This is a genomic window from Streptomyces sp. NPDC085866, assembly GCF_044541035.1.
Taxonomy (GTDB): domain Bacteria; phylum Actinomycetota; class Actinomycetes; order Streptomycetales; family Streptomycetaceae; genus Streptomyces.
In genome coordinates this window covers 247,172-262,040 of sequence record NZ_JBITSQ010000003.1, presented here as the reverse complement: position 1 = coordinate 262,040, position 14,869 = coordinate 247,172, and the positions used below count along the sequence as shown (strand labels likewise).

The window sequence follows — 14,869 nt, the reverse complement described above, 5'->3', positions numbered from 1 at the left end:
ACAGGTACCAAGCGGCCCCGCCGCACGAAGTGAGAGACACGCGACATGATGCGCACGAAGACACGGAAGCCGACCCGGTGGCACTACGCGGCCGCCCTCGCGCTCGTCGGCCTCCTGACCGGCATGATCGGCACCGCCGCGAGCGCGGAGGCCGGAGCCGGGGCCCGTACCGGCCACCACGTCGCCGCCTGGAACAGCACGGGGTCCAGCTGCACCACCTGCACGGTCACGAGCTGAGGCGTCTTCAGAGGGGTGAGGGAGGGGCCGGCCTCTCTCTCACGGCCGGCCTGCCTGCCGATCGAGGCCGGCCGGCCCTCCCTCGCCGGCACAGGTGGATGTCGCGGACCCGCCCATGGCCGCGAGTGCGTCGACGGCCTGCCGCGCCTCGGGCAGGCCCAGACGGGTGAACGTCTTGCGGGCCTCGTCCAGCTGAGCCCGCCCCCGGTCGACGTCGCCGCGCTCGGACAGGAGGCGGCCGAGTACCAACCGGGCGGTGGCCAGATCACGGTCCCCGCCGGTCTCCTGCAACATCGTGACCGCCTCTTCCGCGTGCCGGAGAGCACCGTCCAGGTCACCCATGCGGAACAGCGTGTCCGCGAGCCGATAGCCCGCGTGCGCGGCGCGGTCCCGGATGCCCGCGTCACGGCACACCTCCAGGCACTCCCCGAAACGTCCGGCCGCCGCCTCCCACCGGTGCTGGGCGTGCAGGGCCAGCCCCAGGACATAGAGCGCGTACGCGAGCATGCCGGCGTCGTCGGCCCGCGACCGCAGATCCGTCAGCACCTCCTCGCACGGGGCGACCGCGGCGGCGGCCTGCCCGTTGCGGATCCGCGTGAGTGCCGCGTTCAGTGTGGTCGCCACCTTGCCGGAACGGTGTCCGAGTTCCTCGGCCAGTTCCAGGGACGCCTCGAAGTGGGCGAGGGCGTCCTCGTTGCGGCCGAGGAACTGTGCCGCCAGTCCGAGATCATTGAGAGCCTGCCGCAGGATGACCTGGTCACCCGTGTCACGGCAGGCCGCCACCGCCTCGGCGGAGAGCCGCTCGGCCCGGGCCGGATCACCGACCCGCAGCGCGAGGGCGCCGCTGAGCCACCGGGCCCGGCCGAGCGTCCGCCGGTCTCCGTGGGCCTCGGCGGCCTCCGCCAGAACCTGCGCCCCCGTCACCAACCGGGACAAGGGCACTTCCTGGCCGAAGGCGCTGAGGGCGATGAGCAGATCCGCCGCCATCCGCAGCGCGGTGGGGTCGTGCACCGTGCGCATCAGGGCGGCCAGCATTCCGTCGGCCTCCTCGGACACCCAGGCGCGGGCCGCGGGCGCGTCGGCGAAGCGCAGGCCCGGTGAACGAAACGGTCCGAGGGAGTCACTCACCGGGTCGCCGGGAACGACATGGCGGAACGCGGAGCAGGCGCCGGCCAGCAGGAAGTCGAGCAGACGACGGAACGTCGCCTCGGCCGACTCCGTATCCGGCGGTGCGGGCAGGGTGCGGGCGAAGTCCCTCAGCAGGTCGTGAAACCGGTACCGGCCCGGCGCGGGTGACTCCACCATGGAGCCGTCCACCAGGGACTCCATCACCTCCTCGGCGCCGTCCTGGTCGAGGTCGAGCACCGCTGCCGCCGCGGGCAGCCCGATGTCCGGCTCCGCCACCGGCGCCAGCAGCCGGAAGGCACGGGCCTGAGCGGCGGAGAGCTGCCGGTATCCCAGCTCGAAGGCCGCGTCGATGGCGACATCGCCGAGGCGCAGCTGGGCGATGCGACCGCGTTCGTCGGCGAGCTTGCCGACCAGGGACGCGATGGACCAGGCCGGACGAGCCGCCAGCCGCGCCGCCACGATCCGCGTGGCCAGCGGCAGATGACCGCATGCGGCGACCAGCGCCCCGGCCGCGTCCGGCTCGGCGGCGAGACGGGCGCCGCCGACCGCCGCCTCCAGCAGGTCCAGCGCCTCCTGCCGGGTGAAGACCTCCAGACTGATGTGGGCGGTGGCGTCCAGTCCCGACAGACGGGGCAGGCTGGTGGCGATCACCGCGCAGCCGGCGTTGCCGGGCATCAGAGGTCGTAGTTGCACCGTGTCACGAGCGTTGTCCAGGACGACCAGGATCCGCCGGCGGTCGAGCAGGGACCTGAACAGCCGTCCCCGGTCCTCGAGTTCCTCGGGCAGTTCGTCGGCCGGTGCACCGAGCGCGGTGAGGAAACTGCCCAGAACGACGAACGGATCGGCCGGTGAGACGCTGCTGCCGCGCAGATCGGCGTAGAGCTGACCGTCCGGGTAGTGGTCCCGGACGCGATGGGCCACGTGCAGGGCGAGGGTCGTCTTGCCCGCCCCGCTCATGCCGGTGAGGGCCACCGTGGTCAACGCGCGTTGATTCGCAGCGGTGAGCAGCTCGCACATCTGTCGGGTGAGCGCCTCGCGGCCGACGAAGGACGGGATGTCGGCAGGCAGTTGGGCCGGGGCGGGCAGGAACGCCGCGCGCGGCCCGTCTGCGGCCGGTCGGGGCACGGGCGCCGGTTCCGGCGCGGCGTCACGTTCCTCCGGCTGGTCGGGTGTGCCGTGAAGAGCCGGACGGACCTCGGCCCGAGGCCGGGTTCCGGGAACCTCTGGAGGAGTGCCGTCGGGGGCGGGCGGTCCGTTGAGGATCCGCGCGTACTCCGCGGCCAGTTCGTGCCCAGGGTCGACGCCGAGTTCCTCGGCGAGGCGGCGGCGCACGCGGTCGTACACGGCAAGTGCCTCGGACTGCCGCCCGGTCGCGCACAGGGCACGCATTAAGAGCGCGTAAGGCCGTTCCCGCAGTGGATGTTCGGCGGTGAGCTCGGCCAGGCGGGGAAGCGAGAACTGGAAGCGGTGAAGCTGGATGGCAAGCGCGAGGCGCTCTTCCTGGAGCGAGACCTTGAGCTCCTCCAGACTGTCGCGCCTGCGCTCGGCGAAGGGGCCGGGGACACCAGCCAAGGAGGTGCCCTTCCACAGGGCCAGGGCGCGGCCGGCGCTCTCCTCGGCCTCCTGCGTACGGCCCTCGGTCTTGAGACGGGCGGTCTGCCGGGCCAGCGACTCGGCGTGCCATACGTCGACAGCGTTGTCCGCCACGGCGAGACGGTAGCCGTCTCCCGCGGACAACAGGGTCTCCGGGACCGAGGGGTCCGCCTCCAGCACCCGGCGCAGCCGCCACACGTACGTACGGATCGTCGTCGCCGCGGACTTGGGGAGATCGCCCTCCCACAGAGCGTCGGCGAGTTCGTCGAAGGACGTGCAGTGTCCGGCACGCAGCAGCAGGACCGAGAGGACGGCCGCCTGCTGGGGCGGACCCACGGGTATCTCGGCCTCACCGCGAAAGGCCCGCACTGTTCCCAGTACCCGGAATGTCAGGTCCTCGGCTGCCCGTGCGCTCAATGCTCTGTCTCCTCGGCTGGAACGGGTGGTCACTGCTCCGTCACGCGCGATTCATCGACACGGCCTCGCATGTTGCACACCACTGTCACTTCATCTTCATAGATGATCACTCTTCGTCACAGGTTGCGATCGGTGACACATGGTTATGTAAAGACAGAACACTGCACAACGCGGCGCGACGGACAGCACCAGGAGATCGAAGGGCTGCGGCGGGCATCCCGGTGCGGCCGAGCGCACTACCGGCGCGCGGACCCAGGCAGAAAAACTGGTCCAACCAGTTGACCAGTGGGCCGCTCGCGTTCACCCTGATCGCCATGAACGAGGGACTCATCCGGCGCGAGGCGGTCTCCGACCAGCTCTTCGCCCTGCTGCGCGACAGGATCCTCGGCGGTGAACTGCCGGCCGGTGCCGCACTCACCGCCGAACGGGGTTTGGCAGCCGAGTTCGGGGTGAACCGGCATGCCGTCCGCGAGGCCGTCAAGCGGCTCCAGCAGGCACGGCTGGTCGAGGTGAGCCACGGCGGCCGCACACTCGTCCTGGACTGGCGGCACACCGCCGGCCTCGACCTCGCCATGGGCATCGCGGCCGCCGACGCCGGGCCCTCGGTGGAGGACCTCGCCCGCGACGCCCTGGAGATGCGGGCGTGCATCGGCGCCGACGCGGCCCGGCTGTGCACGATCAGGTGCTCCGAGGACACCGCCGGGAAGATCGTCGAGGCCGCGGGACGGTACGCGCGCACCGGGCCCGATCTGACCGAGCTGGCCGATGCGGACGTCGCCTGGTGGCGGCTGATCGTGGAGGGTTCCGGGAACGTCGCCTACCTGCTGGCCTTCAACAGCCTGGTGGGCGGCACACTCCCGGTCGCCGACGTGCCGGACGACCTGCGGGCCGCGGAACTCCTCGACGTCGAAGCACATCAGCGGCTGGCAGCGCACATCGCGGCACGGGAGGCCGAGGCGGCCGAACGGCTGGCGCGCGAGCTGCTGTCCCGCAGCGTGCCCGCGACGCCGCGGAAGGCGGTGCGCTGACATGATCCCGGCCGTGGTCTACGCGATACCCGCGTTCGTGCTGCTGGTCGTCGTCGAGGCACTGTCCTACCGCTTCCTCCCGGACGACGACGAGCGCGGCTACGAGCTGCGCGACACCGCCACCAGCATGTCCATGGGCGCCGGCAGCCAGGTCGTCGCGATGCCCTGGAAGGCGGTGACGATCGTGCTGTACTCGGCTCTCTTCGCCGGCGCCCCCTGGCATCTGTCGCCGTCCTCCGCGTGGACGTGGGTGCTGCTGTTCTTCGGCGACGACCTGGCGTACTACGCCTTCCACCGCGCCCACCACCGGGTGCGCGTGCTGTGGGCGAGCCATGTGGTCCACCACTCCAGCCTCCGGTTCAACCTCTCGACCGCCCTGCGCCAGAGCTGGACGCCGATGACGGGCCTGCCGTTCTGGCTGCCACTGGCGCTGCTCGGCATTCCGCCGTGGATGATCCTGCTCCAGCAGGCCTTCAGCCTCGTCTACCAGTTCTTTCTGCACACCGAGCGCGTGGACAAGCTGTGGCGGCCCGTGGAGTGGTTCTTCAACACGCCCTCCCACCACCGCGTCCACCACGGCTCGAACAACGTCTACCTGGACCGCAACTACGGCGGCATCCTCATCGTCTGGGACCGGCTCTTCGGCACGTTCGAACCGGAGGGCGAGCGGGTGGTGTACGGCCTGACGAAGAACATCGGCACCTACAACCCGGTGCGGGTGGCCTTCCACGAGTTCGCGGCCGTCTGGCACGACGTCCGCGCGGCGCGACGCTGGCGCGACCGTGCCGGGTATCTGGTCGGGCCGCCCGGCTGGGCGCCCAGGGCGGACGGGTGACATGCCGCCGCTGATCGTCGCCTTCGCCGCGCCGGCCGCTCTCGACATCGCCGGGGTCGCGGCGGGCCTGCCGCCCCTGGAGTGGGTCGCCAAACCCCTGCTGGCACCCGTGCTCGCCGTACACCTGTGGCGCCTGACCGGCACGCGGCACGTTCCGGTGCTGGTCGGCCTCGGTTTCGCCGCGGCCGGGGACGTGGCGCTGATGCTGCCGGGCCGGGTGGCCTTCGTCGTCGGCATCGCCTTCTTCCTGGGCGCGCAGCTGTGCTGGACGGCCGCGTTCCTGCGCGCGGGCGCCCTGCGGTATCTGCGCCCCCGCCACCGGCTGTGCGCCGTCCACCTCGCGGTGTGGGTCGCCGCGGTCGCCGCTCTGGCTCCTGCCCTCGGGCCAGTACTGGGCACAGTGGTGGCCGTCTACGCATCGGCCCTGGTCACCATGGCACTGACCGCGCGAGTGCTGGGGCGCAGAGCGGCCTGGGGCGGGCTGGTGTTCCTCGGCTCGGACCTGCTCGTCGGGCTGGGAGCCGCGGGGACCGAGTTCCCCGGACGCGCCGTGCTCGTCATGGTGACGTACACGGTCGCCCTGGTCCTGATCGCGACCGCCTTCAGCACCGCGGAGGCACGGCAGGCGGACGGGGCGCCGTTCTCGGTGACGGTGCATCCGTACGGCGAACAGCCGTGGTGAGGACAAGAAGCTGTGGAAGGGATCGCCGGACGACTCCTGCGGCGACGAACACGCCTCATCCGGTCTTGTGACCCCACCGCGGGCCGACCAGGTTCCACTCCTTGTCCCATAGTTCGATGCGTTGCCGGTCGAGCCTCCACCGGACGAGGGCTCCCGCGGCGAAGGCGAGGCCGGCGAAGGCGAGTGCGGCCGCAGTGGCCAGGAGCCCGGCATCCACAGCGGCTTCGGTGGGGCCAGGTGGCTCGGCGACGATCTCACCGCGGCTGTCGGTCCAGAGACGGACCCCGGCTCCGGCCTTCAGCCCGCTGTCCACCAGGGTCTTGTCGGTGTGGAGGGACCCGTCGCGGGCCGTCCACCGGACTCGGGCGGCGATCCTCTCGTCAGTGGTCCCGGTGCCCGCGATGCTTCGCGGCACGTCGGTGAGGAGCACGGCGCCCACGGAATGACGCTCCGCTCGCTGTCGGGCGAACACCTCACTGGCCGCGTGGTCCGTCACCAGGCCGATGACCGTACCGCCCACCGCGATGACAGCCCACATGGACAGTACGACCCAAGCTTCCATGATGTCGCCACGTCGCCGAAGCGGGTTCTTCCGCCATCGCCAGAGTGCCTTCTTGGTACGCCTGCCACTGTTCATGAGCCTGCCCCTCCTCCAGGTTGTGACGCTCACGCAGCGTGTCAATCCGGAGCGGGCCACGGCATGGGCCGTCCAGGCATTGGCGCAGGGGCGACCGGTCCCGGTCGCAGGCCTTGGTCGGGGCCGTTCAGCCCATGCAGCGGGGAATGGGGACGGTGGGACGCGGGTCTTTCTTCGCGACGGTCGGGACCCATGGACCATCACGTCCGAGCCATGTCCGACTCACCATGGAAGCACGCAGTACCGCTGTACCCAGGCGAAGGACGGGCTGGTCGATGTTTTCCCACGACGGTTTCCGCGAACTCGCGCGACACGAGTGCCTGCGGTTGATGGCCAAGGTGACCGTCGGCCGTATCGTCTTCACGCGCCGAGCCCTGCCCGCCGTGCTGCCGGTCAACTTCGGCCAGGATGTCGACGGAGCTGTCCTGCTGTGCACCTCCGCAGCTTCGGACCTGGTCCGCGCGATCGACGGCGCGGTGGTCGCCTTCGAGGTCGACGACGTCGACCTGGCCCGGCACTCGGGCTGGAGCGTTGTCATCGTCGGCCCGGCCGCGGTGGTGACTGATCGGGTCGAGCACGAGCGCCTGGCCCGTACTGGTCCGGCCTCCTGGAGGCCGGCGCCGGATGAGGTCTTCATCCGCATCGAGCCGGAACTCGTCACCGGCCGCGAGCTCGTCGGCGCAAGCACCGAGCTGTAGCGGGCGGGGCCGCTGCCGCCGCTGTCGTTCCGAGCGGGGGCGACCGGTCCCCGGTTCGGGGGCTGGTCGGCCGTGCACGGACGCGCGGGTCATACGCATGCCACCGACGTGCAGGTGGGTTCGTCGTACCACCATGGGCCCGTTCCGGCTTTCTGGTTCACCTGAGGCCGCGGCGTGACCGTTACCAGGTTGCCACCGCACGGCGAGGAGAACACTTCTCAACACTGCCGTAGCAGAGTGGGTTGTCCACCGGAAGGGCCGTTCGGGCATGCTGTACCCCATGGTCAGGAGAGAGGGCGAGGGCACCGGTATGGGCGAACAGCCGGGGGTGGAGCGTCCCGGATCGGCACCGCCGTTGCGGATGGACGCGCTGCTGAGCGAGCTGCAGGAGCATGTCGAGCGGGTGCGCGGTGGCCGGGACCGCATGCAGACCCTGCTGGACGCCGTGATGGTGATCGGCAGCGACCTCGAGCTGGAGGTTCTGCTGCGACGGATCGTGCAGTCCGCCGTCGATCTGGTGGACGCCTCGTACGGCGCGTTGGGCGTGCTGGGCGAGGAGGGCACGATCCGGCAGTTCATCACCGTCGGTATGGACGAGGAGACGATCTCGGAGATCGGGCACTACCCGGAAGGACACGGCATCCTGGGTCTCCTCATCCGTGAGCCCCGGTCGTTGGGTCTGGAGGATCTCGGCGGGCACCCGGAGTCGGTGGGTTTTCCACCGGGGCATCCGCCCATGCGCACGTTCCTCGGCGCCCCGGTGCAGGTGCGCGGAAAGGTCTTCGGCAACCTCTATCTGACCGACAAGCTCAGCGGGCTGCCCTTCGACGCCGACGACGAAGTGGTCCTGCAGAGTCTGGCCGCCGCGGCGGGTGTGGCGATCGACAACGCCCGTCTGTACGACGACAGCCGCCACCGTGAGCGTCGCCTTTCCGCCAGTGCCGACATGACCCGATCCCTGCTGTCGGGCGCACCGCCCGAGGAGATTCTGCGCTCGCTCGCCGACACCGTGCGGCAGATGACCGGAACCGACCTGGTCACGCTCGCCCTTCCGGTCGGGGAGGGACCGGACCTGACCGTGGAGGCGGCAGCAGGTGAGGCAGCCGACCGGGTGCTCGGCCTGGCGCTGCCGGCAACCACGCTTGCGGCCAAGGTGTTCACCACCGGAGAGCCGATCAGGAGCGAGGCACTGAGCGACGATCCCCGCGGATCGGGCGGCAGCGCCTCCCTGGTACGCCTGGGTCCTGCCTTCTTCGTGCCCGTGGGCGACAGCGAGAGGGTACGCGGGGTGTTGCAGGTGGCCAACGTCCCCGGCGGCCCCTCGTTCAGCGACGCGACCATCGACATGGTGTTCACCTTCGCCGACCAGGCCGCCCTGGCACTGAAGCTCGCCGAGCACCGTCGGGAAGCCGAACAGCTGACGCTTCTCGGTGATCGCGACCGTATTGCCCGTGACCTGCACGACCAGGTCATCCAACGGCTCTTCGCCGACGGGCTGACCCTGCAAGCCGTACTCGGCCGCGTCCGCGACGAGCCCATCGCGACCGAGCGCATCCTGCAGGTCGTGGACGATCTGGACGATACGATCAAGATCATCCGTGCGACCATTTTCGCGCTTCAGCACCGGGACCGGCAGGAACGGACCGGTGGCCTGCGCGCCCAACTGCTCGCCCTGACCGACGAATCCGCGCAGCTCCTCGGCTTCGCCCCGGCCCTGCGCATGACCGGCCTGCTGGACACCGAGGTGCCCACCGCCCACGTCGGCCACCTCCTCGCCGTCCTGCGGGAGGCACTGTCCAATACGGCCCGGCACGCCCAGGCCACCACTGTGGAAGTCACTGCCGAAGTCTCCGCCCGGACGCTCCGGCTGGCTGTCGCCGACAACGGATGTGGCATCGACCCGGCCGCCACCCGCAACAGCGGACTGGCGAACCTGCGAAGCCGCGCCGAAGAGCTCGGCGGCACCTTCGGCGTCAGTCGCCGTGAGCCGACCGGCACGCTCTTGGAATGGACCGTGCCCCTGCCCGCCGGCAGCGAGACCGCCGAGGAGGGCGACTGATTCACCAGACGAGGCACCACACAGGGCCCGCCGCACCACCGTCGCGCCTGCACGCCATCAGCGGTTCGCTGCTCCGCGGCGTACGGGGTGCGTCGGCCGGCCTTTGGCCTGATGCACCGGTCGCGTGAGTGATCGTGGTCGCCGCGCGGCCGTCGGTGCGTGAGGGCGCCGGGTCGGAGGCCTGCGGGCCTCCGACGTCCGTGATCGTCCGTGGCCTGGTCAGCTCGCTGCGGAGCAGAGGTCCCTCCCGGGTGCGACAGCAAGAGCTTCGGGCAGGCGGTCGTGGATCTCGAAGAAGTCGCTCAGCCCTGCCCCGCTCATGACGCGCAGAAACCGATCGCCGGCGGAGACGAGGCGCAGCCGGCCGTGCCGTCGCATGATCCGGTTCCGCGCCCGGCACAGCGGGGTCAGTCCCGCGCAGTCGATGAAAGACACGGCGCGGAGGTCCACCACGAGGTCCGGGTGGACAGCGGCCGTCAGGTCGTCCAGGCACGCCGTCAGAAAGGGTGCCGCGAGTATGTCGATCTCGCCGTACAGCTCCACGACGGTGGTTCCACCGACGGCGCGTTCCGTGAGGCGGCATTCGGACCTGATGAACGTTTCGACCATGGTCAGAGCAAAGCCGGGCGGACGGGCAGTCCGGAAGGGCCGTTGGGCCCTCTTCGCCAACGCGCTTGCCCGGGCCGCTCTCCCGCGTACCCCTGCCGGGCCGACCACCGGTCACTGCCTTTCCTGACCGGGACCGAACGTCCCTGGCGCGGCGGGGCCGGATGGCACGGCGACGGGCTCCTGCAGGCCCTGCCCCCGGCAGTGAGGAGTGACGAGCATCGAAAGGGGAGCCGCCCAGGAGACGCCCTGAGCGGTGTCGCGAACGATGCGGAGGCAGAGATGACGCTGGCAGCCCACCGGGACGTGGCCGCGCCCGCCGAGGCCTGGCGGGGCTTCATCGGACGGCGATGGCGCGAGAGTGTCGACGTGCGTGACTTCATCCAGGCCAACTACACGCCGTACGAAGGGGGTTCCGGGTTCCTGGCCGGCCCGACCGAGCGCACGCTCACCGTCTGGCACAAGGTCAGCGCCCTGTTCCCCGAGGAGCGCCGCAAGGGCATCCTCGACGTGGACGCCGTCACCCCTTCGACGATCACCTCGCACGCGCCCGGCTACATCGACCAGGAGCGTGAGCTGATCGTCGGCCTGCAGACCGAGGCCCCGCTGAAGCGGGCGATCATGCCCAACGGTGGGCTGCGGATGGTGGAGAACGGCCTGAACGCGTACGGCTACACACCCGACCCGTTCGTGACCAAGGTCTTCGGCACCTACCGCAAGACCCACAACGACGGCGTCTTCGACGCCTACACCCCCCGGATGCGGGCCGCACGCAAGGCAGGCATCATCACCGGCCTGCCGGACGCCTACGGACGGGGCCGGATCATCGGCGACTACAGGCGCGTCGCGCTCTACGGCACCGACCGGCTGACGGAGGCCAAGCGGGCCGAACGGGCCCTGCTGGACGAACAGCCCTCCGTCCCCGACGTCATCCGCGATCGTGAGGAGCTGGCCGAGCAGATCCGTGCATTGGGTGAGCTGACGCGGATGGCTGCGTCGTACGGCTGCGACGTCTCCCGGCCGGCCGCAACCGCGCAGGAGGCAGTGCAGTGGCTGTACCTCGGCTTCCTGGCCGCGGTGAAGGAGCAGAACGGCGCGGCGATGTCGCTGGGCCGCACCTCGACGTTCCTGGACGTCTACCTCCAGCGGGATCTGGACGAGGGCCGCATCGACGAAACGCGTGCCCAGGAACTGATCGACGATTTCGTGATCAAGCTGAGGATCGTCAGGTTCCTGCGCACCCCCGAGTACGACGCCCTCTTCTCCGGCGATCCGACCTGGGTGACCGAGTCCATCGGCGGCATCGGCGCCGACGGCCGCCCGCTGGTCACCCGCACTTCCTTCCGTCTTCTGCAGACCCTGTACAACCTCGGGCCCGCGCCGGAGCCGAACCTGACCGTGCTGTGGTCGCCACGGCTGCCGGAAAGGTTCAAGCGGTTCTGTGCCCAGGTGTCCATCGACACCAGCTCCATCCAGTACGAGTCCGACGAACTGCTGCGCCCCCGGACCGGCGACGACACCGCCATCGCCTGTTGCGTGTCCGCCATGGCGGTGGGCAAGCAGATGCAGTTCTTCGGCGCACGGGTCAACCTCGCCAAGGCCCTGCTGTACGCGATCAACGGCGGCCGGGACGAGATGACCGGCGAGCAGATCGCGCCCGAGATGCCCCCGCTCACCGGCGACTACCTGGACTACGACAAGCTTTCGGCGGCGTACGACCGGATGCTCGACTGGCTGGCCGAGACGTACGTCGACGCGCTCAACGTCATCCACTACATGCACGACAAGTACGCCTACGAGCGCATCGAGATGGCGCTGCACGACCACCCCGTGCACCGCTTCATGGCCTGCGGCATAGCGGGCCTGTCGGTGGCCGCGGACAGCCTGTCCGCCGTCAAGTACGGCCGTGTGAAGGCGATCCGGGACGAGACCGGGCTCGCCGTGGACTACGCCACCGAGGGCGACTTCCCCGCCTACGGCAACAACGACGACCGCGCCGACGCCCTCGCCGTCGACCTGGTCGAGTCGTTCATGGCGAAGGTGCGCAAGCACCCCGCCTACCGGGGCGCCGAGCACACGCAGTCCGTGCTGACCATCACCTCCAACGTGGTCTACGGCAAGCACACCGGCAATACCCCCGACGGCCGGCGCGCCGGACAGCCCTTCGCGCCCGGTGCCAACCCGATGAACGGCCGGGACCGGCACGGCGTCGTCGCCTCGGCGCTGTCGGTGGCGAAGCTGCCGTACGAGGAGGCCCGGGACGGGATCTCGCTGACCACGACCATCACCCCGGAAGGGCTCGGCCACGACCCCGCAGAACGTGCGGGCAACCTGGCCGGCATCCTCGACGGCTACATGGCCGCGGGCGGCTTCCACATGAATGTCAACGTGCTGAACCGGGCGACCCTGGAGGACGCCATGGAACACCCGGAGAAATACCCTGAATTGACCATCAGGGTCTCCGGATACGCCGTCAACTTCGTCCGCCTGAACCGTGAGCAGCAGCTCGACGTGATCAGCCGCACCTTCCACGGGTCGCTGTGAAAGGCACGACCGTGCCGGCGGTGTCCGGCCGGATCCACTCCTGGGACCTCTCCACCGGCGTGGACGGTCCCGGGACCCGGTTCGTCCTGTTCGTCAGTGGATGCCCGCTGCGCTGCCTGTACTGCGCCAACCCCGACACCTGGCACATGCGGGACGGCCGGGAGACGTCGGTCGACAAGGTCATGGCGGAGATCGACAAGTACCGGAGCTTCGTGACCGAGGCCGGGGGAGGGGTGACGATCACGGGCGGGGAACCGCTGCTGCAACCCGCGTTCACGGGCGCCGTCCTGCGCCGCTGCAAGGAGGCCGGGCTGCACACCGCCCTGGACACCTCCGGCTTCCTCGGCGAGCGTGCCTCCGACGAACTCCTCGCCGACACCGACCTGGTGCTGCTGGACATCAAGTCGTTCGACGTCCCCACCTACCGCAGGCTCACCGGCGGCCGACTGGCCCCTACGCTCACCTTCGCCACCCGCCTGGACCGGCTCGGCATCCCCGTGCACATCCGCTACGTCCTGGTCCCCGGCTGGACCGACGCCCCGCCGGCCGTGGACGGCCTCGGTGCCTTCCTGGCCGGGCTCGGCAACGTGGACCGCGTGGACGTCCTGCCGTTCCACAAGCTCGGTGCGCACAAGTACGACGTCCTCGGCATCGACTTCCCGCTGCGCGACACGCCCGTACCCGACGCGGAGCTGGTGGAACGGGTGCGGCGGCAGTTCCGTGAGCACGGCCTGCGGGCGCTGTGAGCCGCGTCCGGGGCCGCCCGGCCCCCACACCGGGACCAGTGGCCTCTGCGACCTCGACGGCGCCGAGAACAAACTGTGTTCACACCGAGAAGGAGGTCAGCATGCCCCGCACCGTCATCGTCGGCGTGGACGGTTCACCCGGTTCCCTCGTCGCCGTCGACTGGGCCGCCCGAGAGGCCCGGTACCGCGATGTCCCGCTGCGTCTGGTCCATGCCGTACGGCACCCTGCCGAGGCGGATGACGCGCTCAGGGAAGCCGAGGCAAGGATCGCGCGCCGCCATCCGGACCTGCGGATCGACAGCGACCTCGTTGCCGCCGAGCCGGTCCCCGCGCTGCTCACGGCGGCCGAGGACGCCGAGTTGCTGGTACTCGGCTCGCCCGGTCCGGGCGGCGGAGTCGCGGGTCTTCTGGCCGGGTCCGTCGCCGACGGGGTCGTGGCGCGCAGCCGGCGGCCCGTCGTCCTGGTGCCGGTCGGACGCGGCCAGGAGAAGCACCGGACCGGGGCCGGCGGCACCGTCTCGCAGACAACCGCGGTTCCCGACGTGGTCCTGGGCCTGGATCTGACCGACCCGCACGACGCGGTGGCCGAGTTCGCGTTCGACGCCGCCCTGCGCCGCGCGGCGGGGCTGCGTGTGGTCCACGGCTGGAGTGCGGATCCGTACGCTCACGGCGAGGTGGGTGCCTCCCACGCCGGACCGCGCGGGGTGACGAGCGGACGCGCCCTGTCCGAACTCCTGGAACGCTGGCGGGAGAAGTTTCCCGGAGTAGAGGTGTCCGAGCAGGCCGTGATCGGCACGGCAGGGACGCACCTGGCCGAGGCCTCCGGCAGCGCGTCGCTGGTCGTGGTCGGCCGCACCGAACGCCGCATGCCCGTCGGCGCCGCGATCGGACCGGTCACCCAGGCCTTGCTGCAGCACGGTTCGGCACCGGTGGCGGTGGTCCCGCACCCCTGAGCCCGTCCACGAACCGCCCGTCGGCTGTCCGGCCGACGGGCGGTTTCACGTATGGCAGACGCTGCCTGGGGCAGGTGCACTGCGGTCAGGCGTCACCGGTGGGACTGTCCGCCACGGGCGCGCGGTCATCGGCCGTCAGGAGGATCCCGTTGACCAGATCGGGGTGGATGCGTACCGCGTAGTTCATGGTCCGCTGCACCCAGGGCACCAGCAGATCCCGGTAGCGCGCCAGTTTCTCCTGGTCGGTCACCAGATGGGCGTACCCGGTGACCACAACACTCCAGCCGAGATGGGTGTCCGGGTCGATGGCGTCGGCCTGGTAGGCCACGACGACGCCGGAGCCGTCGGCCTCGCGGGCGCGCGAGGTGAGGGCCGCTCCCTCATGGGTACGGATGACGACGTCGCCGTCGTCCAGGACATGGTTCACCGGGCGCACGGTCGGTAGGGCGTGCCGGGTGAAGACGATCCGGCCGAAGGAGACGCTGCCCAGAAGACGCAGGGCCTCGTCGCGGTCCAGCTCGACGCTCTGACGTGGTCCGGAGGGAAGTGTCCGGGTGCGGTCGACGGTCATGGCGGGCTTCCGTGCGGTCTCGTTGCTCACTGCCGTGTGTCTCTGCTCGACGTGCCGGGATGCGAACGCACGCCCGTCCGCAGCGGAACGCCGACGCGCACGCCGCGGACAGACGCGATCAGATCATTGGAACCG

The 14,869-nt window shown here is 70.6% G+C and carries 13 protein-coding genes; 9 read left to right on the top strand and 4 right to left on the bottom strand.

The window, feature by feature from the left end:
- Positions 1-45 precede the first annotated feature (45 nt).
- Positions 46-237, top strand: coding sequence for a hypothetical protein (locus ACIF83_RS07945; protein ID WP_393470718.1), 192 nt, complete (start codon positions 46-48; stop codon positions 235-237).
- 39 nt (positions 238-276) lie between these two features.
- Here ACIF83_RS07945 and ACIF83_RS07940 read toward each other — a convergent pair whose 3' ends face one another.
- Complete coding sequence (locus ACIF83_RS07940) at positions 277-3,375, bottom strand: AfsR/SARP family transcriptional regulator (protein ID WP_399724454.1); 3,099 nt, start codon at positions 3,373-3,375, stop codon at positions 277-279.
- A 314-nt stretch (positions 3,376-3,689) separates the two neighbouring features.
- Here ACIF83_RS07940 and ACIF83_RS07935 point away from each other — a divergent pair, with 314 nt between their 5' ends.
- Genes ACIF83_RS07935 through ACIF83_RS07925 form a run of 3 tightly spaced genes read left to right on the top strand, consistent with a single transcriptional unit; the run spans position 3,690 to position 5,920 of the window.
- Entirely contained in the window at positions 3,690-4,403 is a 714-nt protein-coding gene (locus tag ACIF83_RS07935) for a FadR/GntR family transcriptional regulator (protein WP_393470722.1), read from the top strand.
- 1 nt (position 4,404) lies between these two features.
- Entirely contained in the window at positions 4,405-5,238 is an 834-nt protein-coding gene (locus ACIF83_RS07930) for a sterol desaturase family protein (protein WP_399724451.1), read from the top strand.
- Between the two features lies 1 nt (position 5,239).
- Positions 5,240-5,920 carry a lysoplasmalogenase family protein gene (locus ACIF83_RS07925; RefSeq protein ID WP_399724448.1) on the top strand — a complete coding sequence of 227 codons (681 nt, stop codon included), beginning with the start codon at positions 5,240-5,242 and terminating at the stop codon, positions 5,918-5,920.
- Between the two features lie 55 nt (positions 5,921-5,975).
- On the opposite strand, the gene ACIF83_RS07920 is transcribed toward ACIF83_RS07925, so the two are convergent.
- Entirely contained in the window at positions 5,976-6,482 is a 507-nt protein-coding gene (locus ACIF83_RS07920; protein WP_398137860.1) for a hypothetical protein, read from the bottom strand.
- A gap of 350 nt (positions 6,483-6,832) precedes the next feature.
- Here ACIF83_RS07920 and ACIF83_RS07915 point away from each other — a divergent pair, with 350 nt between their 5' ends.
- Positions 6,833-7,255 carry a pyridoxamine 5'-phosphate oxidase family protein gene (locus ACIF83_RS07915; protein ID WP_399724445.1) on the top strand — a complete coding sequence of 141 codons (423 nt, stop codon included), beginning with the start codon at positions 6,833-6,835 and terminating at the stop codon, positions 7,253-7,255.
- A 310-nt stretch (positions 7,256-7,565) separates the two neighbouring features.
- Entirely contained in the window at positions 7,566-9,314 is a 1,749-nt protein-coding gene (locus ACIF83_RS07910) for a GAF domain-containing protein (protein ID WP_399725196.1), read from the top strand.
- Between the two features lie 219 nt (positions 9,315-9,533).
- Here ACIF83_RS07910 and ACIF83_RS07905 read toward each other — a convergent pair whose 3' ends face one another.
- Positions 9,534-9,923 (bottom strand): STAS domain-containing protein, encoded by a 390-nt coding sequence (locus ACIF83_RS07905; RefSeq protein ID WP_393470735.1) that lies wholly within the window; start codon positions 9,921-9,923, stop codon positions 9,534-9,536.
- A gap of 279 nt (positions 9,924-10,202) precedes the next feature.
- On the opposite strand from ACIF83_RS07905, the gene pflB reads away from it, so the two are divergent.
- The 3 genes from pflB (at position 10,203) to ACIF83_RS07890 (ending at position 14,163) form a co-directional block, all read left to right on the top strand.
- Positions 10,203-12,464 (top strand): formate C-acetyltransferase, encoded by a 2,262-nt coding sequence (gene pflB, locus ACIF83_RS07900; protein ID WP_399724441.1) that lies wholly within the window; start codon positions 10,203-10,205, stop codon positions 12,462-12,464.
- Positions 12,465-12,484: 20 nt separating this feature from the next.
- The gene (pflA, locus tag ACIF83_RS07895) at positions 12,485-13,210 is read left to right on the top strand and encodes a pyruvate formate-lyase-activating protein (protein WP_393470741.1); all 726 of its coding nucleotides are present in this window, start codon (positions 12,485-12,487) and stop codon (positions 13,208-13,210) included.
- A 101-nt stretch (positions 13,211-13,311) separates the two neighbouring features.
- Positions 13,312-14,163, top strand: coding sequence for a universal stress protein (locus tag ACIF83_RS07890; RefSeq protein WP_399724437.1), 852 nt, complete (start codon positions 13,312-13,314; stop codon positions 14,161-14,163).
- An 85-nt stretch (positions 14,164-14,248) separates the two neighbouring features.
- Here ACIF83_RS07890 and ACIF83_RS07885 read toward each other — a convergent pair whose 3' ends face one another.
- Positions 14,249-14,734, bottom strand: coding sequence for a pyridoxamine 5'-phosphate oxidase family protein (locus ACIF83_RS07885; RefSeq protein ID WP_399725193.1), 486 nt, complete (start codon positions 14,732-14,734; stop codon positions 14,249-14,251).
- Positions 14,735-14,869 lie beyond the last annotated feature (135 nt).